We start from the raw sequence: 21,374 nt of genomic DNA on the forward strand, positions 1-21,374 counted from the left end.
GCGGCAATGGTCAACCAAGCTCCCCCGCTCGCCCGCCGGATCCAGTCACCGGACGGTGCCTGCCAGCTGGACTTGCAGAACGTGCGCTAACAACAAAAAAGATGGGCCCGCCGTCGTCACCGACAGCGGGCTCATTTATCTCGGGTGGGGCATGCAGAGTTGACCGAATGGAAACGCCCATACCATCACAGACCCAGCCTTGATGCCCTCGCCCTAGTATCTGTGCTGCGCCTCACTCAACAGCGTGACAGCCCCGCAGTTCATTCCCCCGCCCAAATGTGCAGCAAGCACTGAGCAAACAAGGTCGCGGAGGTCCTTACATCGCCCGACCACCGCCCCATGGCCGCTCAATTTATTGATCTTGCCCGAGAAATCACCCACTCCCCCTTCCCTAAAAGGCTCCGTTCGGTAACATGGCCAGCAGATCCCCTCTTGTCGGAGTCAGCCATGTACCAGACCAGAGCCACACCACAGGGAAAGGAGCAGCAGACTGGAGGCTGAAATTCAGGGGCGGTAGCCTTGCCTATGATTTCCACGGCCTACTCTCTTACTGTTTCTTTATTCGGTGGTAATTGAGGTGCTAAAAGAGGACGTAAAGTGAAGGCATTAAGCCTCAAAGATGTAAGGTTAAACTATTTATTCAAAACATCATTTTCATTCCTGGCATTAAGGCCGGGTAGTATTATATGTAAGGCGGTTATAACGTGTTAGTACCGTCTTACATCTCACCACCATTATGAGCATTTATATTTCACGGACAGGAACCAATTTTGTTCAAACTTTACTATTATCCGAACAATGCGAGTTTAGCTCCCCATTTTTTACTTCATCATGTGCAAGCAGATTATGAGTTGTTGTTAGTCGATAAAAAGTCTAATGCTCAGAAATTAGCTAATTATTTGAAGTTAAATCCAGCAGGTCGTATTCCAACATTGGTCGTTGACGGACAGGCCATTTTCGAAAGCCCTGCAATTTGTATCCACATTTGTGAATTGCATCCTGAATACGAATTAATCCCTCTTATTGGCGATCCGAAAAGGCCATTGTTTTTTCAATGGCTGTCATTCCTAAATAATACACTCCAAGCCGAATTGATGGTTCGCTACTATCCGCATAAACATACAACTGATGAAGTTTCAATACCTTGCGTGATAGCTGCACAGGATGAGCGTATAGCGGAAGCTTTATCTATCATCAATGACCAGCTAGAAAACAATGAGTATTTGTTGGGTGATAAATTTTCAGCATGTGATTACTTTCTATTTATGCTTGCAGGATGGTCCCTGCCAATCAAACGGTCACCAATGACCTTTAATCACTTAGCGCTGTACTTACAGCGTCTTAGCGAGAATCCAACGGTAAGAGCAGTTTGTGAACTTGAAGAAATAAACCTGACTCCCTTTGAGTCACACTCATAACTAACGCCTCAAGAGGGACTGTCAACGCGTGACGATTCAGACCATGACCACAGTGGCTATCGTTGTTGCTACTGCGTTTAGCTGTCGTGCGTTACCAGCCCCTTGGCGGGCATTATAAATCACAAGGATGTGTCATGAAAAAATTATATATTGGAACCATATTCTTACTTAGCTCAAGTGTCTTAGCCAATCCATATAAAAGTGAATTTGTTGATGTTTCAATTCAAGTGCAAGAAGGTAAAGAAATTTTTCAACTAATCTGTCAGCCTAAAGTCACCATAGGGGAATTACCAGGAAACTGGGTCGATGTTTGCAATTATATTGGCAAGAAAATTTTGGAGTTAGCTGTCGAAAGTGGAGTGAAAGTAGAGCCCGTTGAAAAAGCATTTGGTTTGGCTGGCGATTTTGTTCAAAAAGCGTCTAGTGACTTACCAGAAAATGTTATCCCCACCAAAATTATCAGCCGAGAGTTTGGTGGTTGATGGCTTATAACAAGCTGCTGTTGTCGACCCCAGCCCGGCTGGGTTGATTTACGAATAAATAAAGGCTTCAGCAGCCATTGAGAAGCCTATTTTTCTCATCACCCTTAGGGGATAAAATGAAAATCCGGGTAGTGTCTTTTCTTTTGCTATTTTTGACATTCACTAGCAGTGCTGAAAATATCACCACTCATACAGCCAGCAGGAATGATGGCGCCACTATCTCCTATTATCTGGCCCAATATTCCCATGATGCAGATACACTGCTATTGATTCTGCAAGGCTCTGATTGCAACAGTGTGCTTAACATTGATTCGATACTTTCCGACTATAAAAATGTTTGGCCAGAAGCTGATATTCTGCTGGTCGAAAAGTACGGCATTGACAGCAAATTAGAATACAGTACAGATCCGGCACGCAAGGATTGTCCTGCTCAGTATCTTGAAAAGGACAGCCCTGCGCAGCGGGTAGCAGATATCAAGGCTGTTCTCGATATTATCCGCAAAGATAGGCAATACAAGACATTTATCCTCTTGGGCGGCAGTGAAGGGGCAGTTATCGCCAACTTGGTGACCGCGGAGATTGACTCTATCGATGCCACCATCGCCTTTAATGGCGGTGGCCGCTGGTTTATCGATGACGTCTCACACAGCATCGCGGTAAAGCATAAAAAACCCGCAGTGGCGAGAAAAGAGGTCGATGACTTTAAAGGGTTTGCCGAGCATGTTCTTAACAGCAAACCCTTTGAGCTTGAGGTGAGCGGACATGGTTATCATTGGTGGCAGCAGATGCTCTCCCTCGATCAGCTTGATACCCTTAAAAAAGTAAATTCTCCTTTGCTGATCATTCAGGGTGGAATGGATACCTCGGTATCACCGCAAAAAACAGATGAATTGGTACAGCGTCTTAAAAACCTCGGGAAGAACAATATTGAGTATCGGCATTACGAAGAACTCGATCATGGATTGAAGAACAGTGACGGGAAAAGTCAGCGCAAAGAGGTAGTAACGGATATGAATATATGGTTACAGTCCAAGCTAGGCGACCCGAAGAAGCACAAGATTCACTGATTTAGACTTGCAGGCGATGCATTGTTTTATAACGACGACTAGGATGGAGTGGATTCATAAAGTGGCGCAACTCACCAGTGAGCGCCCTCCTTCCAATCACGGTTATTCTGAAGCCTCATACAGACATAGGAATGGTAATGGAACAGGAAAGTTTAGTTGAGATAGCGATTGAGTATTTTAAGAAAGTAGATGCAGGTGATCCCAGTTATCTTGACCTCTTCTCAGAGAATGTTGATTTTTTCTTCCCCAAATTTGGTCAGGCTAAAGGAAAGGATGCATTGGTTGAGTTTGGCAATAGAATTGGTAGCTCGCTCACCAGCATCTGGCACGACATAGATGGTTTTAAGATAACGACTGCTGGCAACACCGTGATCGTCGAGGGGCAAGAGGGGGGAGTGATGAGTGATGGTACCTCTTGGCCGGACAATAATATCTCCATGGGTCGTTTTTGTAGTGTATTCGAATTTACAGGAAAGCAGATAAGCCGCATGTACGTGTATGTCGACCCTGACTTTCCGAGTAGAGATGCGGCAAGGATTGCTGTGTTGTCAGAGACAAATTAATAGCTGTTATATGCCCGGAGTAGAAATGGACAACATTCTAGATTTGGCCATGGAAGATCTCAAAGGAAAATACGCACCTCATACAATCATTCTTTATGGTTCTTATGCCCGCAATGAGGCAACCGACACTAGTGATATCGACATAGCCTGTTTTTGCGATAACCCGAACGAACAAAGGGATGCAAGGTTATTTCACGGCATTTATCTTGATGTATGGGTTTACCCAACCGATTATCTAAGCTCAATTCCCGAAGAGGCCCTTCGCTTCGGGGACGGAAAAGTCATTTATGATACGCAAGGTTTAGGAAGCAGCTACCTGGCTCGCGTCAAGCAGAAGCTTGCTGATGGCAAACCGGCAACATCGGAAGTGGATAAGGCACACCTTCAACAGTGGGTGATGAAAATGCTGGAGCGTGCGCATGATGAAGACATAGATAGTCATTATCGTCGTACTTGGCTTCAACATGACCTTCTGGAGATATATTTTGACATGCGTGACTTGTGGTATCTAGGCTCAAAGAAAAGCTTTCATTATTTGCAGCAGCATGACCAACCCACTTTCAATCTATTCGAGAAAATGTATAAAGAGCCGTTAAATATTGATCTGTTGGCCGCCTTGGCAAAGCGTGTCATACGTATATAGATATGTCCGAGAGCAATGTACCACGTGTGAAATTTTTACTATGAGTTTGTTTAAACTCAATTGCCACCGGCTGGTGAGTCAGTTTAAGAAAGCACCTTCTACCTCACCACGAAGTATCGCTTACAGACGCCGTCCCAGTACACCAAGCCAGATAACCACCACACACAAACAACCTCCGCAGAAAAAACCTATGGGCCAGCAGGCCCATAGATTTTTTAAATGCTCGCAACAAAAAGGCGAGACTGCCGTTACACCTTCCAATCTCCCTCTGCTCTGATAGCCGCTGCGATTCATTATGAAGAAGAGGCAAACAAAGAGTTTTTCTTCAAAGTGCTAGGCGGAGGCATGGTGGGATTCGGAGGGTACACTTGGGTAGCTTATTTTTTTGCAGACACTGGATTTGCTTTTTCTATCTGCGTAGCAATTGTCGCTGGAGGCGTGGCAATGCTAGCGTTCTCCGATGAAATAACAAAATGGGTATCAGAAATATTCGATTTCCTAGGTTGTGGTAAAAATGAATGGAGCTTAATCAAGTAAACTGGAGTGCAATGGTCATGACGCCACCCCCACGACGGACTACCTATCAAGCGATAACTACATTCTACGCTACAGTCAAGTTAGTGGGTGTCCAAAAATTATTCTGGTGACTATTTCCTAGCATGTAAAGGCATAAGTAGCCCGCAAGGTTAATAATCTAAAGCAGATATATAATAAAATGCATTGTTTGATTTTCCTGTTCGTTTACCCTAGGTCTTTTATATATACCTATTGAGTCTTCTTCTTACCTGGATATTTACAAATGAATATAAAAAAATAAACACAGGCACAATGGAAGGGTACAGAATACATCATAATATTCTTGCAATTTAAATTGATTTGATTTAATAAATAATAAAGTTAGGCCATGGCGTCATTCACTGAATAATGCAACATTATGGAACAAGGAAAATCATGTCTAAAGAAAAAATTCCATCCCCTATTTTTTCAGTTTCACTAACTCTGATTTTAATTATAGGCTTACCACTTGTGTGGTGGTTTTTTCTTGACTTCCCTATGAATACTATATCTACTGAAGAATCCAGAAAATTTTCCCAGATTGGCTCAAGCATTAATTTACTCGCTGGTTTATCTATGATAGTCCGTTTTCTATGGTTAAATCGCTATGAGAAACGGTTGGAGCATATTTACAAGATAGATGATTTGATTGTGTCAAAATTCAATTTATTAAAGCACGACACATACGATGAGAAAACGAAAGAGAAAGTTCTAGCACAGTTTAAAAAAGAGCAAGCACCATTATATAAAGAACTTGATAACTATCTGAAATTTAATAAGGTCGAGTCAATCCATATGATTATTGGTATTGTCGGCTTATTTTTTGGCACTTTATTTCAGATAATTGGCGCAGGATAACCTTATTATAAACATCATCAGAAAGACAGCCAATACATAGCTTTTCGCTCTGTATTGGCTTCAGCAATTATGGTCTTATGCGACACGCTATCCAGCCCTTTACCAGGCGATACTACATCTTAGATGTACAATATTAAGAGCCCCATTATACCGTTAGCAACTGACAACAAGAGGGCAAAGCCCCCTTGATATAAATCCCTGAATAACCAATCGCTCTTAATAGATTAACTCCCGCAGCCTTAGCGCAGTCAGCAACTCATCCACCAGCACTTCCACCGGCTTGCCGGCGTTAAGCAGGTGGATCTCCGGCTGCTCAGGGGCCTCGTAGGCGGAGTCGATACCGGTAAAGTTGCGGATCTCCCCGGCCCGCGCCTTCTTGTAGAGCCCCTTGGGGTCGCGCTCTTCACACACGCTAAGGGGCGCATCGACAAACACCTCGACAAACTCCCCTTCACCCACGAGATTGCGTACCAGCTCCCGTTCGGCACGAAATGGCGAGATAAAGGCGGTGAGGACGATCAGGCCCGCATCCACCATGAGTTTTGCCACCTCGCCGACCCGGCGGATATTCTCCTGACGGGCGGCATCATCGAAACCGAGATCGCCACAGAGACCGTGGCGCACGTTGTCCCCATCCAGCAGATAGGTGTGCTTGCCTTGCGCGGCCAGCGCCTGCTCCAAAGCTCCCGCCAGAGTGGATTTACCCGCCCCGGAGAGGCCGGTGAACCAGATCACCAGCGGCTTCTGTCCCTTCTGCTCGGCCCGGCTCTGTTTGTCGACGGCATGCTGATGCCACACGATATTGCTCATTCACACTCCTTGCTTGGCGCTCGCGCCTCAATGCTGAAACGGTCTGGCTCCCGGGAGCTCAGCCTCTGACCACTCGCCACTGACGGGGCCATGGTCGTCGTGTATTCCTATTCCCTACCAGCCACCAGGCCCCCAGTTGCGGCGCCTTAAAACGGAAACAGCAGGGGCACCATGACGATCACCCCGAGGCTGTAGGCCAGGGAGACCGGCAGGGCTAATTTAAGGTAATCCGGCATCTTGTAGTTGCCCGCCGCATAGACCATCAGGTTGGTCTGGTAGCCGTAGGGCAGGATAAAGCTGGAGCTCGCCCCGAACAGCACCGCCAGAATGAACGGCATGGTGGAGACATCCATGCTGAGCGCCAGCTGATAACCCATGGGAAAGGCCAGGGCCGCCGCGGCGTTGTTGCTCATCAGCTCGGTCAGTACCAGAGTGAACAGGTAGATGCCGATAAAGGCGATCAAGGGGCTGGCACCGTTGAACTCCCCCATCAGCCAGTCGGCGATGACCCGCGCCAGCCCGCTTTTTTCCAGCTGATCGGCGATGGCGAGCGCCCCGCCCACCACCAGCCAGATATCCAGCGGAAAGCGGCGGCGGATCTCGTCCAGGGTCAGGATGCGCGAGAACAGCAGCACCACCAGCATCACCAGCAGCCCCTTGAACAGCGGCACCAGATCGAACACCGACAGCGCCAACACCCCGAGAAAACCGCCCACCACGGCGGCGCTGCGCGTGGCATCGAGCCGGGTGGAGGCTTCCAGCCCGCTCACCACCACGAACTCGCGGGAGAGGGACTTGTTGCCGGCAAACTTGGGGCCGGGGGCCAGCAGCAAGGTGTCCCCTGCGTGCAGTTCAATCTGGCCGAGGCCGCCGGTGAGCTGGGTCTCGCCCCGGCGCACCGCCAGCACTACCGCATCGAAGTGGGTGCGAAACTCCGCATCCTTGATGGTCTGGCCCACCAGCCGCGAGCTGTGGCTGACGATCACCTCCACCAGGTGCTGGCCGTTGAGCCGGTGCTGGCCGTAGAGATCCAGCCCCTTGAGCTCCTGCAGCACGCCGACGCTCTCCACGTCGCCACAAAACAGCAGCATGTCCCCCTCGTGCAGCTCGTGTTCCGGCTGCACCGGGCAGATCACCTGGTTGCCGCGAATGATCTCGGCCAGATAGAGGCTTTTCAGGCTGCGCAGGCCGTTCTCCTTGACGCTGCGCCCGGCCATGGGCGAGCCGGGGCCCACCTTGGCCTCGAGAAAGTAACCGGACTCGCGGCTCATCTCGGTGTCCTGCTCCGGCAGGTGGCGGGCAAACAGCAGCACGGCCACCAGGCCGGTCAGCAGGGTCCCCGCCCCCACCATAAAGAAATCGAACATGCCGAGCGGCTTGGCCCCCATCTTGATGAGAAAGCTGTTGACGATGAGGTTGGTGGAGGTGCCGATCAGGGTCAGCACGCCGCCAAAGGTCGCCGCGAAGCACATGGGCAGCAACAGCCGGGACGGCGCATGGTTGGGGTTGCGTTTGACCGCTCCCAGCATGGAGGCCACCACGGCGGTGTTGTTGACGAAGGCCGACAGGAAGGCGGTGGAGAACCACACCTTCACCAGCACCTTGTTGAAGGAGCCGGTGCCCACCAGATTGGCAAACCAGCTCATGACCCGGGTCTTTTCCACCGCCAAGGAGACCAGCAGCAACAGCACCAGGGTCAGCAGGGCACTGTTGGTGTAGCCCGCCACCACGGCGTTGATGTCCGCCAGGCCGCTCAGATAGGTGATGAGCACGGCGCCCGAGAAGAGCAGCGCCGGCCGGAGTTTGCCCTGGATCAGCAGGACGACGAGGGCAGCCAGCAGACCCAGCACCAGGGATTGTTGCCAGGTCATGGGCTTATTCCTTGCTTGCGTCGTTGCTGATGGTCAGCGCCTGCCAGTGGGGGAAGTGCTTGCGCACCAGGGCATTGAGCTCCACTTCGAACTCGCTGTAGTGCCCGGTTGCCACTTTCGCGGCCAAGCCCTCCACTATCATGCCGGCGCCGACGGTGACGTTGGTCAGCCGGTCGATGAGGATGAAGCTGCCGGTGTCGCGGATCTCCTGGTAGGGGTCGAACGCCACCGGGTCGGTCAGGCTCAGCTCGCACAGGCCGATCTCGTTGAGCTTGAGTTCGCTCGCATCCAGCTCATCGAGCTTGTTGATCTCGATGCGGTGGCGGATGGCCTCCACCTGGCCACGGCTCTTCTTGGTGGCCAGCTTGACGTCGTAGACCCGGCCCGGTTGCAGGGACTCTTCCCCCATCCAGACGATGTGGGCCAGCAGGTTCTGGGTCACCAGCGGCTTTCTGGCGGCATCCACCAGCAGGTCGCCACGGCTGATGTCGATTTCATCGGCGAAGGTGACCGTGATGGCCTGACCCGGCAGGGCGTAGTCGAGATCGCCGTCGAAGGTGACGATGCGGGTGACCGTGCTCTCCTTGCCCGACGGCAGCACCGCCAGCTTGTCGCCGACCCGCAGGATGCCGGAGGCCAAGGTCCCCGCGAAGCCGCGAAAATCGAGGTTGGGGCGGTTCACGTATTGCACCGGCAGGCGTACTGGGTGACGCTCCAGCTCGCGCTCCACTTCGGCGGACTCCAGCAGGGAGAGCAGGGTTTCGCCTTCGTACCAAGCCAGCTTATCGCTCGGGTTGACCACGTTGTCACCGTCCAGCGCCGAGACCGGCACTATGTGGATGGTGTCGACGCTGAGCTTCTTGGCGAATTCGCGATATTCGGCACTGATGCGCTCGAACACCTCCTGGCTGAACTCCACCAGATCCATCTTGTTGACCGCCACCACGAACTGCTTGATGCCAAGGAGGCTGGCGATAAAGCTGTGGCGACGAGTCTGATCCAGCACCCCCTTGCGGGCGTCGATCAGGATGATGGCCAGATCGCAGGTGGAGGCGCCGGTGGCCATGTTGCGGGTGTACTGCTCGTGGCCCGGGGTGTCCGAGATGATAAATTTGCGCTTGGCGGTGGAGAAATAGCGGTAGGCCACGTCGATGGTGATGCCCTGCTCGCGCTCCGCCTGCAGACCGTCTACCAGCAGCGCCAGATCCAGCTTCTCGCCAGTGGTGCCGAGTTTCTGGCTGTCGGACTCCAGCGCTTTGAGCTGATCTTCATAGATCTGCTGGGAGTCGTGCAGCAGGCGGCCGATGAGGGTGCTCTTGCCATCGTCCACGCTGCCGCAGGTGAGAAAGCGCAGCAGGCTCTTGTGTTGCTGGGCGTGCAGGTAGGCTTCAATGCCCTGTTCGCTGATGGCGGTCTGAATGTGGTTGTTCATGTTGCGATTCCTTAGAACATTTTTTTAGAAATAGCCCTGACGCTTCTTCTGCTCCATTGAGCCGGCCTGATCGTGGTCGATGAGCCGCCCCTGCCGCTCGCTCGAGGTGGTGAGCAGCATCTCTTCGATGATCTCCGGCAGGGTGGTGGCAGCGGATTCGATGGCACCGGTCAGCGGGTAGCAGCCGAGGGTACGGAAGCGCACCAGCTCTTGCTTCACCTCATCTTCAGGGCCGATGGGCATGCGCTCGTCATCCACCATGATCTTGATGCCGTTGCGCTCCACCACCGGGCGATGGGCCGCAAAGTAGAGCGGCACTATGTCGATGTTCTCGAGGTAGATGTATTGCCAGATGTCGAGCTCGGTCCAGTTGGAGAGCGGGAACACCCGGATACTCTCCCCCTTGTTGACCTGGCTGTTGTAGACGCGCCACAGCTCCGGGCGCTGGTTTTTCGGATCCCAGCGGTGAGACTTGTCGCGGAAGGAGTAGACCCGCTCCTTGGCACGGGACTTCTCCTCGTCGCGGCGGGCACCACCGAAGGCGGCGTCGAAGCCGTATTTGTTGAGCGCCTGCTTGAGCCCCTCGGTCTTCATGATGTCGGTGTGCTTGCCGCTGCCGTGCACGAAGGGGTTGATGCCCATGGCGAGGCCGTCCGGGTTCTTGTGGACGATCAGATCCAGCCCGTACTTTTTGGCGGTCTCATCGCGAAACTTGATCATCTCCTTGAACTTCCAGTCGGTGTCGACGTGCAGCAAGGGGAACGGGATCTTGCCCGGATAGAAGGCCTTGCGGGCCAGGTGCAGCATGACGGAGGAGTCCTTGCCGATGGAGTACATCATCACCGGGTTTTCAAATTCGGCAGCCACCTCGCGGATGATGTGGATGCTCTCGGCTTCCAGCTGCTGCAAGTGGGTCAGTCTTTCACGGTCCATGTCTGGGTCCTCGGTTCATTGCTGACGCGCCTGGTCAGGGCGCGGTGTTGGTTCAGGTCGGTGCCGCCATGGCCGCACCGTCAAATCGATGGCTGTCGCCGCCGGCGCTCAGGCCAGGCTCACCAGCTTGAGGTCGCTGGTGCCCTGCTGTTGCCCCTCGCCAAACCAGGCGAGCCGCTCGCGCAGGGCCACCACTTCGCCGATGACGATAAGTGACGGGCTCACGGCCTGCTGGGCCAGTTCGGCCAGATCCGCCAAGGTGCCGGTCAGTACCCGCTGGCGGGCGGTGGTGCCGCGCTCGATGATGGCGATGGGAGTAGCTCTGCTGCGGCCATGGCTCACCAGCTGCTGGCGGATATGCTCGGAGCGCATCAGCCCCATGTAGATGACCAGGGTCTGGCTGGTAGCGGCGAGCTGCTGCCAGTCGGGCTCCTTGCCATCGATCTGACAGTGGCCAGTGATAAAGACGGCGCTCTGGGCATGGTCGCGGTGAGTGAGCGGAATGCCGGCATAGGCAGTGGCACCGGCGGCGGCCGTGATGCCGGGCACCACCGAGAAGGGGATGCCTTCGTCGGCCAGCACTTCCAGCTCTTCGCCGCCACGGCCGAACATGAAGGGATCGCCCCCCTTGAGCCGCACCACCCGGTTGCCCGCTTTGGCGAACGTAACCAGCAGGCGATTGGTCTCCTCCTGCGGCACGCTGTGGGCGCCGGCCTTCTTGCCGACCGACACCAGAGTGGCGTCGCGGCGCACCAGGTCCAGGATCTCGGGCGAGACCAACTGGTCATAGAGCACCACTTCGGCCTGCTGAATTTGTTGCAGCGCCTTGAGGGTCAACAGGCCCGGATCGCCGGGGCCCGCCCCCACCAGCACCACTTCCCCCACTTCGCTTTTCGCCTGGTCAAGCCCCTGGTTCAGCCACTGCTCGGCCCCCTGCCAATCTTCTTTCTCAATCAGACCGGCCAGGGTGTTGGAGGCAAAGGCACGCTCCCAGAAGCGACGGCGATCGGAAATGGATGAGAGCACCCGCTTGGCCTGGTCACGGACCCGGCCGGAGAGCTCGGCCAGAGCGCCGAGATGGCGCGGCAGCAGGCTCTCCAGACGCTCGCGCAGCAGGCGCACCAGCACCGGCGCCTTGCCGCCGCTGGACACCGCCACCATGATGGGGCTGCGATCGATGATGGAAGGGAAGATGAAGCTGGAACGCTTGGGGTCGTCCACCACGTTGACGAACAGACCGAGCTGGTTGGCGCGCTGATAGACCAGGGCGTTCACCTCGAGATCGTCGGTCGCAGCCACCACCAGGATCTGGCCGGCCAAGTGGGCCGGGGTGAAGCGCTCCGCCAGATGGGTGAAGCGACCGGCAAATTGGTGAAAGTCGGGTTCCAGTTTGGGGGAGACCAGGGTCAGCCTGGCACCGGCCGCCAGCAGCAGGCGCGCCTTGCGCAGGGCCACTTCGCCCCCTCCCACCAGCAGCACCGGGCGACCGTCCAATTTGGCAAACATCGGCAAATAATCCATTTCGGCCCATCCCTCGGAACACGACTAATATGGGGCGACTATAGGCAGGGCTGCTTATCCCTCAAAATAATAAAAAATGCTTTTTAATGCGTTTTAGTAATTAACAAAGCCGTATGATGACAAAGGCGAAGCAAGGCGCTTGTGGTGCCAGGCGCAAGGCCATAGGCTAGTGAAAGTGTTTCATAAGGAGCTTAATAATGAATGAGTCATTGATTGTGCTGGGGATCTTCGTGTTTCTGGTGCTCGCGACCCTGAGCGCCGGCATCAAGATAGTGCCGCAGGGCTACAACTGGACCGTGGAGCGCTTCGGCCGCTACACCCGCACCCTGGTGCCGGGCCTCAACCTGCTGATCCCCTATGTGGACAGGGTCGGCCACAAGATCATCATGATGGAGCAGGTGCTGGACATCCCGGCGCAGGAGGTGATCTCCCGCGACAACGCCAACGTCACCATCGATGCCATCAGCTTCGTGCAGGTGGTGGACGCCCGCAAAGCCGGCTATGAAGTCAACGATCTCACCAGCGCCATCCGCAATCTCACCATGACCAACATGCGGACCGTGCTCGGCGCCATGGAGCTGGACGAGATGCTCTCCCAGCGCGATACCATCAACGAGAAGCTGCTGCGCACCATGGATGCCGCCACCGCCCCCTGGGGCATCAAGGTGACCCGGATCGAGATCAAGGATGTACGTCCGCCGCTGGCCCTGGTCGAGGCGATGAACGCCCAGATGAAGGCCGAGCGCCAGAAACGGGCCGAGGTGCTGGAGGCCGAAGGGGTGCGCCAGTCCAAGATCCTGAAAGCGGAAGGTGAGAAGCAGTCCCAGATCCTCAAGGCCGAGGGTGAGCGTCAAGCCGCCTTCCTCGCCGCCGAGGCGCGGGAGCGGGCCGCCGAGGCGGAAGCCAAGGCGACCCACATGGTGTCAAAAGCCATCGCCGAAGGGGATCTGCAGGCCATCAACTACTTCGTGGCCCAGAAATACACAGAGGCGCTGGCCCGCATCGGTGAAGGCCCCAACAGCAAGGTGGTGATGATGCCGCTGGAGGCGGGCAGCCTGATCGGCGCCGTGGCCGGCATGGCCGAGCTGTTCAAGGATGGCAAGGGCGGCAAGTCATGACAGCCCTGTTCGAGGGGCTGACCCACTGGCACTGGCTGGGGCTCGGCTTCGTGCTGCTGGCCATCGAAGTGCTGGGCTCGGTGGGCTTTCTGCTCTGGACCGGCATCGCCGCGCTGGAGGTGGGCCTGCTGCTGCTGGTCTGGCCCTTCGGCTGGCAGGCCCAGCTGCTGCTGTTCGCCCTGCAATCCCTGCTCACCACCTGGGCCTGGTGGCGCTGGCAGCACCGCCGGGATCGCTCCGATCAAGATGCCGCCGCCCCCATCAACGAGCGGATGCAGGGGTATCTGGGGCGCGAGCTGGTGCTGCTGGATGACGTGACTCAGGGGATGAGCCGGGTACACCTGGACGACACCGCCTGGACGGTGCGCTGCAGCCAGCCACTGCTCGCCGGCAGCAAGGTGCGGGTGACGGGGCATGACTCCCATATCCTGCTGGTGGAGCCGCTACCCTGACACGAGGGCTGGCGCCTGTGACCAACAACAAAGGGCTCCGCGGAGCCCTTTTTCATTCTCTTGCAAGCCGTGCCAGCGGGCTAGAAAGCGTCGCTGTCGAGGGCGGCGCGCAGCAGATCCTTCCAGCTGATGATGCCGACCAGAGCGCCGTTTTCCAGCACCGGCAGGCAGGAGACGTTCTTCTCCAGCATCAGCTTGACCCCTTCCCGCACCGTGAGCTGGGGAGCGATGGTGATGGGGTGGCGGCTCATGATCTGGTGGGCGCGGCGGTTGAGGGTCTCAGTGTCGCGGCTCATCTCGGCCTCGGAGTCGAGATAGGGGCTGATGGCGCGAAACAGGTCGCGATCGGAGATGACTCCTACCAGTTCCTCTTCTTCCAGCACCAGCAGATGGCGAAAGTGGGCCTGCTCGAAGATCTCCTTGATGACGCTCAACCTGTCGTCCATGGATACGGTGGCGACCCGGGTCGTCATGATGTCCCTGATATGCAGCATGCTAGCCTCCACCGTCATACTGTTTGATAGTTCTGTTATGACATGTTTTTGTGGTGCCAGCCAGTAGCAGGCCCGTACCTAAAGTGCAAACCGGCGCCATTTCACGTAAGATCCGCGCCAGTTTTTCTCCTTCATTTGAGCCAAGCAGACCAATCCATGATAGTTGCCAGTCAAATCGAACTGATCCGCGGCGGCCGCAAGCTGCTGGACAACGCATCCGCCACCATTCACCCCGGCCACAAGGTGGGTCTGGTGGGCAAGAACGGCTGTGGCAAGTCCACCTTTTTTGCACTGGTACGGGGCGAGCTGGCCATCGACAGCGGCAGCTTCAGCCTGCCCGCCGGCTGGCAGATTGCCGGGGTGGCACAGGAGACCCCGGCGCTGGAGTGCTCCGCCCTCGACTACGTGATCGACGGCGACAAGGAGTTCCGCGCGCTGGAGGCCGAGCTGGCCCAGGCCGAGCAGGATGACAACGGTCTGCTGGTGGCCGAGCTGCACGGCAAGCTCGACACCATAGGTGCCTACAGCATCCGCGCTCGCGCCGCCGAGCTGTTGCACGGCCTCGGCTTTGGCGACGAGCAGCTCGGCTCGCCGGTGCGCAGCTTCTCTGGTGGCTGGCGCATGCGCCTCAACCTCGCCCAGGCGCTGCTCTGCCGCTCCGATCTGCTGCTGCTCGATGAACCGACCAACCACCTGGATCTCGACGCCGTCATCTGGCTGGAGAAGTGGCTCAAGGGCTATCAGGGCACGCTGGTGCTCATCTCTCACGACCGCGACTTCCTCGACTCTGTGGTGACTCGCATCATCCATATCGAGAACGGCAAGCTCAACGAATACAGCGGCGGCTACTCCGACTTCGAACTGCAGCGCGCCGAACACCTGGCCCAGCAGCAGTCCATGTACGAGAAGCAGCAGCGGGAGATGGCCCACATGCAATCCTATGTGGATCGCTTCCGCTACAAGGCCTCCAAGGCGCGCCAAGCCCAGAGCCGATTGAAGGCCATGGAGCGGATGGAGAAGATCCTGCCCGCCCACGCCGACTCCGAATTCAGCTTCGAGTTTCGCGAGCCGTCGGCCCTGCCGACCCCGCTGATTGCCATGGAAAACCTCAGCGCCGGTTACGGCGACAAGGTGATCCTGGAGAAGATCAAACTCAACCTGGTACCGGGTTCACGCATCGGCCTGCTCGGTCGCAACGGCGCCGGCAAATCCACCTTCATCAAGATGCTGGCGGGCTCCAACCCGCCGCTCTCCGGCAAGCTGGAAGTGAGCGCCGGGGTCAGCATCGGCTACTTCGCCCAGCATCAGCTGGAGACCCTGCGCCTGGATGACTCCCCCCTCGATCACCTGGTGCGCCTCGCACCGGACAAGACCGAGCAGGAGCTGCGCAACTACCTGGGCAGCTTCGGCTTTCATGGTGACAAGGCGCTCGACAAGGTGGCCCCCTTCTCCGGTGGCGAGAAGGCGCGACTGGTGCTGGCCCTCATCACCTGGCAAAAGCCCAACCTGCTGCTGCTGGATGAACCAACCAACCACCTGGATCTGGAGATGCGCCACGCCCTGACCATGGCGCTGCAAGGGTTCGAGGGCGCCATGGTGGTGGTCTCCCACGACCGTCACCTGCTGCGTACCACCACAGATGACTTCTATCTGGTGCACGGTGGCCGGGTCGAGGCCTTCGACGGCGATCTGGACGACTACCACAAGTGGCTCGGCGAGCAGGAGAAAGAGGCCAACGCCAAACAGGACGACGGCGTCGTCTCCGCCAACTCGGCAGTGGCGCGCAAGGATCAGAAGCGGCGCGAGGCGGAGTTCCGGCAACAGACCCGACCGCTGCGCCAGAAGCTGGAGAAGCTCGAAACCAGCATGGAGAAGCTGCAGGCCAAGCTGGCCGCGGTGGAAGAGCAGCTGGCCGACCCCGCCATCTATGAAGAGAGCGCCAAGCAGAAGCTCTCCGAGCTGCTCAAGTCCCAGGGCCCCATCAAGGAGGAGCTGGAAGGGGTGGAGCTGGAGTGGATGAGCCTCTCTGAGGAGCTGGAAACCATGGAGCAAGCCTTCCTTGCGTGACGAACAGCTGATGACGAGCGAGCGGATCGACGCCCACGAACTGCCGGGCCCGCTCGACTTCTGGCACTGGAGCGGCGAGGTTTACGGTGCGCGCAGCCAGGACTGGCTCAGCGTGCAGGCGCAGGGGGGCAACGTCAATCTGGCGCTGTTGCTGCACCGGCTGGATCAGTTCGGGATCCCGGTCGATCTGACCGACCTGCAACCAGCGCTGGTGCAGACCGAGGCGGTGCTCGGCCCCTGGCGCACCCTGCGTTCGAGCGCCAAGGCGCGGCTCGGCGAGCAGGAGTATCAGGCCATGCTGGCCCACGAGCTGGAGCTGGAGCGGCTGCAACAAGGGGTGCTGCTGCAGACCCTGCGCAGCCTCACCCTGTTTCGCGGCAACAGCCGCAACCTGTTGAACTATCTATTGTTACTGGGGGCCCAGCAGGGCCCCCTCAGAGACCTAATATGCTGAGTTATCGCCACGCCTTTCACGCCGGCAACCACGCCGACGTGCTGAAACACGCCGTTCAGGCCCTGATCATCGAGTCCCTCAAGAAGAAGGAGAAACCCTTCATCGTGCTGGACACCCATGCCGGCGGCGGTCTCTACGACCTGCGCGGCGACTGGTCGCAGAAGAAGGCGGAATATGCTGACGGCATTGGCCGGCTGTGGGACGAGCGGGCCCAGTGGTCCGCCATGGCGCCCTATCTCGGCGTCATCGAGGAGATGAACAGCGATGGCCAGCTGCACTACTACCCCGGCTCGCCGGAGCTGTCGCGCCGCCTCGCCCGCGAGCAGGACAAGCTGGCGCTGATGGAACTGCACAACAACGAGGTGGACGATCTGCGCGCCAACATGGGTTACGACCCCCGCGTCGCCGTCCACCACCGTGACGGCTTCGAGGGGCTGGTGGCCCTGCTGCCGCCCACGCCACGCCGCGGCCTGGTACTGATCGACCCGCCCTATGAGCTGAAGGAAGATTACTTCGCGGTGGTCGATACCCTTAAAAAAGCGCAAAAACGCTGGGCTACCGGCATCTATGCCCTCTGGTATCCCATTCTGGGGGAAGAGGCGGACAAGTCTCGCGATATGCTGCGCGCCATCAAGCGCGAGAACTTCGGTAACGTCCTGGTGGCCGAGCTGGAAGTGGCCGGTCAGACTGCCGACTGGGGCATGAACGGCTCAGGCATGCTGATAGTGAGCCCCCCCTGGCTGCTGGACGAGCAGATTGAAGCCTTCCTCAAACCCCTCTGTGCCAAGCTGGCGCAGGGCGCCGGCGCCCAGTACAAGGTCGAGTGGCTCAACAAGGTTGAAGCGTAACGCCTTGCATCACTCGCACACCGCCAAGGGCCTGCCACTGCAGGCCCTTTTTATTGGTCATGGCTGCCCGCCCCCGCCACGCTGGCAAGCCGCTCCGGCAGCCGGCTCGCCAACCAGTCGATGGCCATTCTGGTCTTGAGCGGCAGGTGCGGGCTGTGGGGCCAGAGGGCATTGATGGGGTAGCTCCGACCCTTGAGCGAACCCAGCACTTCGTGCAGCTCGCCCCGCTCAAGGTGCGGGCGCGCCAGCCAGCTCGGCAACCAGGCAAGACCAAAGCCCGCGATGGCCGCCTGGGTGATGGCGTGCAGATCGTCCAGCTGCAGGCGCCCCGTCGGCCGCACCGATTGCCACTGGCCATCCAGCTGCCACTGCCACGCCAGCACCCGCCCCTGTCGTAGATAGGCGATGCTCTCGTGCTCGGCCAGAGCCGCCAGCGTCATCGGTTCGCCCCGCTCGGCCAGATAGCTGGGGGCAGCGCAGAGCGTCATGCCATGCTCGCCGAGCCGGCGCGCCGCCAGATCCAGGCTGTCTGGCGGCTCCCCGTTGCGGATCACCAGATCGAGCCCCTCCTCCACCAGATCCACCTTGCGATCGCTGAACGACAGCGACAGCGCCAGCCCGGGATGAGCCTGCGCCAGTTCCAGCAGCAGGGGCGCCACGCACAGCTGACCGAATAGTACCGGCATGGAGACCTTGAGGCTGCCGTTGAGAGTGAGCTTGTTGCTGGCCAGCGCCGCCTCGCCGAGGCGCACCTCCTCCAGCGCCCGCAGGCAGTGACGATGGAACAGCGCCCCCTCCTCGGTCAGGCTCTGGCTGCGGGTGGTGCGGTGAAACAGCTGGACGCCGAGACGCTGCTCGAGCCGGGCAATCCCCTTACCCACCGCCGAGCGAGTGAGGTGGAGCCGCTCGGCGGCCTGGGCGAAACTGCCCGCCTCCACCACGCTGGCGAACAGATCGAGGCCATTGAGACTGTTTGCCATCGATTGCATACCTTGTGGAACCAATATGGCGAAATAGTATCAGCACTGCGGAAAAAAATGACTGATAAGCTCCCTCCATCCCCACACTTTGTTAGATGGAGTTCACCTCATGAGTCAGATCCTGCTGCTGCAATCCAGCCTCAACGGCCCCGCGTCCCGCACCAACCAGTTGATGGAACGCTTTCTGCAAGCGCGCCGGGAGCAGGGCCACCAGGACCAGGTGGTGGTGCGCGACCTGCCTGCCCTCGCCCTGCCGTCACTGGACAGCGCACTGTTTCACGCCCTGCGGGGGGCCGAGCCGGCCAGCGAGGCCATCCGCCAGGCGGTGGCGCTGTCGGATCAACTGATTGCCGAGCTCAAGGCCGCCGACCTGCTGCTGATCGGCGCCCCCATGTACAACCTCAACGTGCCGACCCCGCTCAAGAACTGGTTCGATCTGGTGGCGCGAGCCAGGGTCACCTTTCGCTACACCGACCGCTACCCCATGGGGCTGGTGGAGGGGGTAAAAGCCCTGGTGTTCAGCAGCCGCGGCGGCGTGCATCAAGGCCAGACAACGGATGCGGTCACCCCCTACCTCGAGTCCGTGCTCGGCCTGATGGGCATCGCGCAGGTGGAGTTCGTCTACGCAGAGGGAATGGACCTGCTCCCCCACGGGATGGAGCAGGGCATGCACCAGGCCCATGAGCGGATCGCCGCCCTCAGCCGGTGAGCCCCTCGCCCGCCTCTTGCCGCCACAACCGGCAACTGTGCGGGAGACGAGCAAATAAAAAAGCCCCGTCACGGGGCTTTTTCCATGCCTGCCGACCTCACGTTTTGCCCGGGAGATCCCGCCAGAGCGCCAGAATGAGCAGCGCCAGCAGGGCGAAAGGCGGGGCCAGACTGAGCAGCATGCACAGCACTGTGATCAGCACCGGATGCTCGCTCTTGCGGCGGGCCAGTCGCCAGGCCACGACGCCGACGATGATCATCAGCAACAGGATGAACTGCCCCATCAGGGTGGCGTTGATATTCATATGCATGAAAGCTCCTTTTTCATGGCAAAGGCTCACTCTAGCGCCGCTGTGGCCCCAGGCAACTCCCAATCCGGTGAGGGCGTTCTCACTTGATAGGTCGTCCCTATCCAACCATTAGATGAGAATAGCTTTCATTTAATGGGGTTTCGGGGGATACTCTGCTCATCACCAGAGGGAGCCGCCATCATGAAAAAGACCATCAGCTTTGCCGTTTTGCACTTCACCGTGGCCTTTACCGTGGCTTACCTGCTGACCGGTGAACTGCTCACCGCCAGCCTGATCGCCCTGATAGAGCCCGCCGTCAACACGGTCGCCTTCTACTTCCATGATCTCAGCTGGCACAAGCTCAAGCCCCACCATAGCCTGCAGGCCAAGACCAGCAGCTTCGCCCTGGTGCACTTCTCGGTGGCCTTCGGCGTCGCCTACCTGCTGAGCGGCGAGCTGCTCACCGGCGGCGTGATGGCGATGATCGAGCCTGCCATCAACACCGTCGTTTTCTTCTTCCACGAGCGGCTGTGGCGCGCCCGCCAGTCGCTGGCACTGGCCTGAGGGAGGGGCTGCGGCCCTTCCCCCTGAACAAGCTTCTCTCCCCCGGCAAGGGGACCCCCTTGCCGTACTGACCAATTTGTTGATCCCGCCCCAACATTTATCACCTCGCCCTTCCCCTGCGCCTCTCTCTCGCTACCATACCCGAATGGCAATCCAAGCCTCGTCGGAGTCATCCATGGGCCCTCTCCGCCATCCCCGTTGGTTACCAAGCAGCAGACTGGAGGCTGAAATTCAGGGGCGGTAGCCAACGCGCATGAAGACGACTCAGGTCGCCGCCCTAACAAGATTTCATCCGTTCTTCAGGCTGTTACGCTCACACCCTAATGTGACATCAATTAGTATTGGAATTTTCAAAATGACTAGACTCAACTCAGTATCCTACACAGCATTAAATATCAGAACTCATCCCCATTCGGCTGAAACATATGTTAACTTAATGAATAGGGTCTTCGATCTAAAAATCCCTATTAATCTCAGAGGTGAATCATATGCAATATTGACCGAAATAAAGCCGATCAGTGAAAACCCTGTAGATGGAATAGAAGGTGAATTAACAAAATATACCAAAATTGAAATCGGTCGTTGGTTCAATATATCAACGCTAAAACCAGCAGAAGAAGATGAAACCAGACGAATTCAAATCCCTGAGGAACTAAGACCTAACTTTTCTAGTTTTAGGTTCGTTTTTTACCCAAGGAATCACTATTTAGTCATTGAGCATAAGGATAAATTTGGCTCTATAGCACCCAAAAATATTGAAAAGTTTTTTAGAGGCCTTTTCAATGCTGATTCGATCATTAGTGAGTTCAATGAAATCGAACTGACATTAATACCAGATACAGACCAATTAGACGCAATATTTCGCATAAATACAATAACTGAGCTTTTGTTAGTTATCCGCAGGCCAAATACTGATGGGTTAGATGATTTAGAAGATGAAGTATTAGAGAGACTTAACAACCAAAATATTGCTGAAGAAAAAATAGTTTATAAATCTCAAAAAAACCAATCCATCATACCAGATAACAGAACAATTAATTTAAGTAATGTGGCTCAATTGAACGGTGAAGTTAAAGCAATTGGTAGAGATGCCGAAGGGAAAAGAATTGAGAAATCTACCCATGAACACCCTTTTAGTCACACGGAACGATATTCACCTAATGAACATACACAAATTTCATTTTTACATATAGTAGCCGAGAGAATTATTAATCGAATCAAGGCCATGACTAGAATAAGGGTTTGA

General features: G+C 56.5%; 23 protein-coding genes. 15 read left to right on the forward strand and 8 right to left on the reverse strand.

The window, feature by feature from the left end:
* The first annotated feature begins 770 nt into the window (after positions 1 to 770).
* From OKB87_RS14295 to OKB87_RS14325, 7 genes are all read left to right on the forward strand, one after another.
* Positions 771 to 1,418: a glutathione S-transferase family protein gene (locus OKB87_RS14295; protein WP_270827796.1), complete on the forward strand. Its 648-nt coding sequence runs from the start codon at positions 771 to 773 to the stop codon at positions 1,416 to 1,418.
* A gap of 134 nt (positions 1,419 to 1,552) precedes the next feature.
* A complete protein-coding gene (locus OKB87_RS14300; RefSeq protein ID WP_270827797.1) occupies positions 1,553 to 1,900 on the forward strand; it encodes a hypothetical protein in 348 nt (115 codons plus the stop codon).
* 116 nt (positions 1,901 to 2,016) lie between these two features.
* Positions 2,017 to 2,967 (forward strand): alpha/beta hydrolase family protein, encoded by a 951-nt coding sequence (locus OKB87_RS14305; protein ID WP_270827798.1) that lies wholly within the window; start codon positions 2,017 to 2,019, stop codon positions 2,965 to 2,967.
* A 137-nt stretch (positions 2,968 to 3,104) separates the two neighbouring features.
* The gene (locus OKB87_RS14310; RefSeq protein WP_242797602.1) at positions 3,105 to 3,530 is read left to right on the forward strand and encodes a nuclear transport factor 2 family protein; all 426 of its coding nucleotides are present in this window, start codon (positions 3,105 to 3,107) and stop codon (positions 3,528 to 3,530) included.
* Between the two features lie 25 nt (positions 3,531 to 3,555).
* Positions 3,556 to 4,173 carry a nucleotidyltransferase domain-containing protein gene (locus tag OKB87_RS14315; RefSeq protein ID WP_270827799.1) on the forward strand — a complete coding sequence of 206 codons (618 nt, stop codon included), beginning with the start codon at positions 3,556 to 3,558 and terminating at the stop codon, positions 4,171 to 4,173.
* Positions 4,174 to 4,392: 219 nt separating this feature from the next.
* Positions 4,393 to 4,710, forward strand: coding sequence for a hypothetical protein (locus tag OKB87_RS14320; RefSeq protein WP_270827800.1), 318 nt, complete (start codon positions 4,393 to 4,395; stop codon positions 4,708 to 4,710).
* Positions 4,711 to 5,124: 414 nt separating this feature from the next.
* Positions 5,125 to 5,586, forward strand: a complete 462-nt coding sequence (locus OKB87_RS14325) for a hypothetical protein (RefSeq protein ID WP_242797596.1) — start codon at positions 5,125 to 5,127, stop codon at positions 5,584 to 5,586.
* 216 nt (positions 5,587 to 5,802) lie between these two features.
* On the opposite strand, the gene cysC is transcribed toward OKB87_RS14325, so the two are convergent.
* From cysC to cysG, 5 genes are all read right to left on the reverse strand, one after another.
* Positions 5,803 to 6,396: an adenylyl-sulfate kinase gene (cysC, locus tag OKB87_RS14330; protein WP_270827801.1), complete on the reverse strand. Its 594-nt coding sequence runs from the start codon at positions 6,394 to 6,396 to the stop codon at positions 5,803 to 5,805.
* Positions 6,397 to 6,542: 146 nt separating this feature from the next.
* Entirely contained in the window at positions 6,543 to 8,267 is a 1,725-nt protein-coding gene (locus tag OKB87_RS14335; RefSeq protein ID WP_270827802.1) for an SLC13 family permease, read from the reverse strand.
* 4 nt (positions 8,268 to 8,271) lie between these two features.
* Positions 8,272 to 9,699, reverse strand: coding sequence for a sulfate adenylyltransferase subunit CysN (cysN, locus tag OKB87_RS14340; RefSeq protein ID WP_270827803.1), 1,428 nt, complete (start codon positions 9,697 to 9,699; stop codon positions 8,272 to 8,274).
* A gap of 24 nt (positions 9,700 to 9,723) precedes the next feature.
* Entirely contained in the window at positions 9,724 to 10,632 is a 909-nt protein-coding gene (gene cysD, locus OKB87_RS14345; RefSeq protein ID WP_039214485.1) for a sulfate adenylyltransferase subunit CysD, read from the reverse strand.
* A 108-nt stretch (positions 10,633 to 10,740) separates the two neighbouring features.
* Positions 10,741 to 12,153, reverse strand: a complete 1,413-nt coding sequence (gene cysG, locus OKB87_RS14350; RefSeq protein ID WP_270827804.1) for a siroheme synthase CysG — start codon at positions 12,151 to 12,153, stop codon at positions 10,741 to 10,743.
* A 197-nt stretch (positions 12,154 to 12,350) separates the two neighbouring features.
* Here cysG and OKB87_RS14355 point away from each other — a divergent pair, with 197 nt between their 5' ends.
* A complete protein-coding gene (locus OKB87_RS14355) occupies positions 12,351 to 13,271 on the forward strand; it encodes an SPFH domain-containing protein (protein ID WP_011707311.1) in 921 nt (306 codons plus the stop codon).
* A complete protein-coding gene (locus tag OKB87_RS14360; protein ID WP_010636234.1) occupies positions 13,268 to 13,723 on the forward strand; it encodes an NfeD family protein in 456 nt (151 codons plus the stop codon). Before OKB87_RS14355 ends, OKB87_RS14360 begins: the two co-directional genes overlap by 4 nt.
* An 80-nt stretch (positions 13,724 to 13,803) precedes the next feature.
* Here OKB87_RS14360 and OKB87_RS14365 read toward each other — a convergent pair whose 3' ends face one another.
* Positions 13,804 to 14,217, reverse strand: coding sequence for a CBS domain-containing protein (locus OKB87_RS14365; RefSeq protein WP_005304756.1), 414 nt, complete (start codon positions 14,215 to 14,217; stop codon positions 13,804 to 13,806).
* Positions 14,218 to 14,373: 156 nt separating this feature from the next.
* On the opposite strand from OKB87_RS14365, the gene OKB87_RS14370 reads away from it, so the two are divergent.
* From OKB87_RS14370 to OKB87_RS14380, 3 genes are read left to right on the forward strand one after another with little or no spacing between them, the layout of a single operon-like run.
* Positions 14,374 to 16,284 carry an ABC transporter ATP-binding protein gene (locus OKB87_RS14370; protein ID WP_010636233.1) on the forward strand — a complete coding sequence of 637 codons (1,911 nt, stop codon included), beginning with the start codon at positions 14,374 to 14,376 and terminating at the stop codon, positions 16,282 to 16,284.
* Positions 16,277 to 16,738: a DUF2390 domain-containing protein gene (locus OKB87_RS14375; RefSeq protein WP_270827805.1), complete on the forward strand. Its 462-nt coding sequence runs from the start codon at positions 16,277 to 16,279 to the stop codon at positions 16,736 to 16,738. Before OKB87_RS14370 ends, OKB87_RS14375 begins: the two co-directional genes overlap by 8 nt.
* Complete coding sequence (locus OKB87_RS14380) at positions 16,732 to 17,586, forward strand: 23S rRNA (adenine(2030)-N(6))-methyltransferase RlmJ (RefSeq protein ID WP_259241672.1); 855 nt, start codon at positions 16,732 to 16,734, stop codon at positions 17,584 to 17,586. Before OKB87_RS14375 ends, OKB87_RS14380 begins: the two co-directional genes overlap by 7 nt.
* A gap of 50 nt (positions 17,587 to 17,636) precedes the next feature.
* On the opposite strand, the gene OKB87_RS14385 is transcribed toward OKB87_RS14380, so the two are convergent.
* The gene (locus OKB87_RS14385) at positions 17,637 to 18,566 is read right to left on the reverse strand and encodes a LysR family transcriptional regulator (RefSeq protein WP_270827807.1); all 930 of its coding nucleotides are present in this window, start codon (positions 18,564 to 18,566) and stop codon (positions 17,637 to 17,639) included.
* A gap of 109 nt (positions 18,567 to 18,675) precedes the next feature.
* Here OKB87_RS14385 and OKB87_RS14390 point away from each other — a divergent pair, with 109 nt between their 5' ends.
* On the forward strand, positions 18,676 to 19,275 hold the full coding sequence (locus tag OKB87_RS14390) for an FMN-dependent NADH-azoreductase (RefSeq protein WP_270827808.1): 600 nt from the start codon (positions 18,676 to 18,678) through the stop codon (positions 19,273 to 19,275).
* A gap of 97 nt (positions 19,276 to 19,372) precedes the next feature.
* Here OKB87_RS14390 and OKB87_RS14395 read toward each other — a convergent pair whose 3' ends face one another.
* Positions 19,373 to 19,579 (reverse strand): hypothetical protein, encoded by a 207-nt coding sequence (locus tag OKB87_RS14395; protein ID WP_016351920.1) that lies wholly within the window; start codon positions 19,577 to 19,579, stop codon positions 19,373 to 19,375.
* A gap of 186 nt (positions 19,580 to 19,765) precedes the next feature.
* Between OKB87_RS14395 and OKB87_RS14400 the strand changes: the two genes are divergently transcribed.
* On the forward strand, positions 19,766 to 20,128 hold the full coding sequence (locus OKB87_RS14400) for a DUF2061 domain-containing protein (RefSeq protein WP_139724827.1): 363 nt from the start codon (positions 19,766 to 19,768) through the stop codon (positions 20,126 to 20,128).
* 355 nt (positions 20,129 to 20,483) lie between these two features.
* A complete protein-coding gene (locus OKB87_RS14405) occupies positions 20,484 to 21,374 on the forward strand; it encodes a DUF4747 family protein (RefSeq protein ID WP_270827809.1) in 891 nt (296 codons plus the stop codon).

The organism is Aeromonas sp. Y318-1 (assembly GCF_027706125.1).
Taxonomy (GTDB): Bacteria; Pseudomonadota; Gammaproteobacteria; order Enterobacterales; family Aeromonadaceae; genus Aeromonas; species Aeromonas hydrophila.

Coding starts and splice junctions, on each gene's coding strand:
- cysD (WP_039214485.1), bottom strand. CDS start 10,632: ATGGACCGTGAAAGACTGACCCACTTGCAGCAGCTGGAAGCCGAGAGC.
- OKB87_RS14305 (WP_270827798.1), top strand. CDS start 2,017: ATGAAAATCCGGGTAGTGTCTTTTCTTTTGCTATTTTTGACATTCACT.
- OKB87_RS14355 (WP_011707311.1), top strand. CDS start 12,351: ATGAATGAGTCATTGATTGTGCTGGGGATCTTCGTGTTTCTGGTGCTC.
- OKB87_RS14395 (WP_016351920.1), bottom strand. CDS start 19,579: ATGAATATCAACGCCACCCTGATGGGGCAGTTCATCCTGTTGCTGATG.
- OKB87_RS14365 (WP_005304756.1), bottom strand. CDS start 14,217: ATGCTGCATATCAGGGACATCATGACGACCCGGGTCGCCACCGTATCC.
- OKB87_RS14325 (WP_242797596.1), top strand. CDS start 5,125: ATGTCTAAAGAAAAAATTCCATCCCCTATTTTTTCAGTTTCACTAACT.
- cysC (WP_270827801.1), bottom strand. CDS start 6,396: ATGAGCAATATCGTGTGGCATCAGCATGCCGTCGACAAACAGAGCCGG.
- OKB87_RS14300 (WP_270827797.1), top strand. CDS start 1,553: ATGAAAAAATTATATATTGGAACCATATTCTTACTTAGCTCAAGTGTC.
- OKB87_RS14360 (WP_010636234.1), top strand. CDS start 13,268: ATGACAGCCCTGTTCGAGGGGCTGACCCACTGGCACTGGCTGGGGCTC.
- OKB87_RS14380 (WP_259241672.1), top strand. CDS start 16,732: ATGCTGAGTTATCGCCACGCCTTTCACGCCGGCAACCACGCCGACGTG.
- OKB87_RS14335 (WP_270827802.1), bottom strand. CDS start 8,267: ATGACCTGGCAACAATCCCTGGTGCTGGGTCTGCTGGCTGCCCTCGTC.
- OKB87_RS14320 (WP_270827800.1), top strand. CDS start 4,393: ATGCTCGCAACAAAAAGGCGAGACTGCCGTTACACCTTCCAATCTCCC.
- OKB87_RS14405 (WP_270827809.1), top strand. CDS start 20,484: ATGACTAGACTCAACTCAGTATCCTACACAGCATTAAATATCAGAACT.
- OKB87_RS14315 (WP_270827799.1), top strand. CDS start 3,556: ATGGACAACATTCTAGATTTGGCCATGGAAGATCTCAAAGGAAAATAC.
- cysN (WP_270827803.1), bottom strand. CDS start 9,699: ATGAACAACCACATTCAGACCGCCATCAGCGAACAGGGCATTGAAGCC.
- OKB87_RS14390 (WP_270827808.1), top strand. CDS start 18,676: ATGAGTCAGATCCTGCTGCTGCAATCCAGCCTCAACGGCCCCGCGTCC.
- cysG (WP_270827804.1), bottom strand. CDS start 12,153: ATGGATTATTTGCCGATGTTTGCCAAATTGGACGGTCGCCCGGTGCTG.
- OKB87_RS14385 (WP_270827807.1), bottom strand. CDS start 18,566: ATGGCAAACAGTCTCAATGGCCTCGATCTGTTCGCCAGCGTGGTGGAG.
- OKB87_RS14400 (WP_139724827.1), top strand. CDS start 19,766: ATGAAAAAGACCATCAGCTTTGCCGTTTTGCACTTCACCGTGGCCTTT.
- OKB87_RS14370 (WP_010636233.1), top strand. CDS start 14,374: ATGATAGTTGCCAGTCAAATCGAACTGATCCGCGGCGGCCGCAAGCTG.
- OKB87_RS14310 (WP_242797602.1), top strand. CDS start 3,105: ATGGAACAGGAAAGTTTAGTTGAGATAGCGATTGAGTATTTTAAGAAA.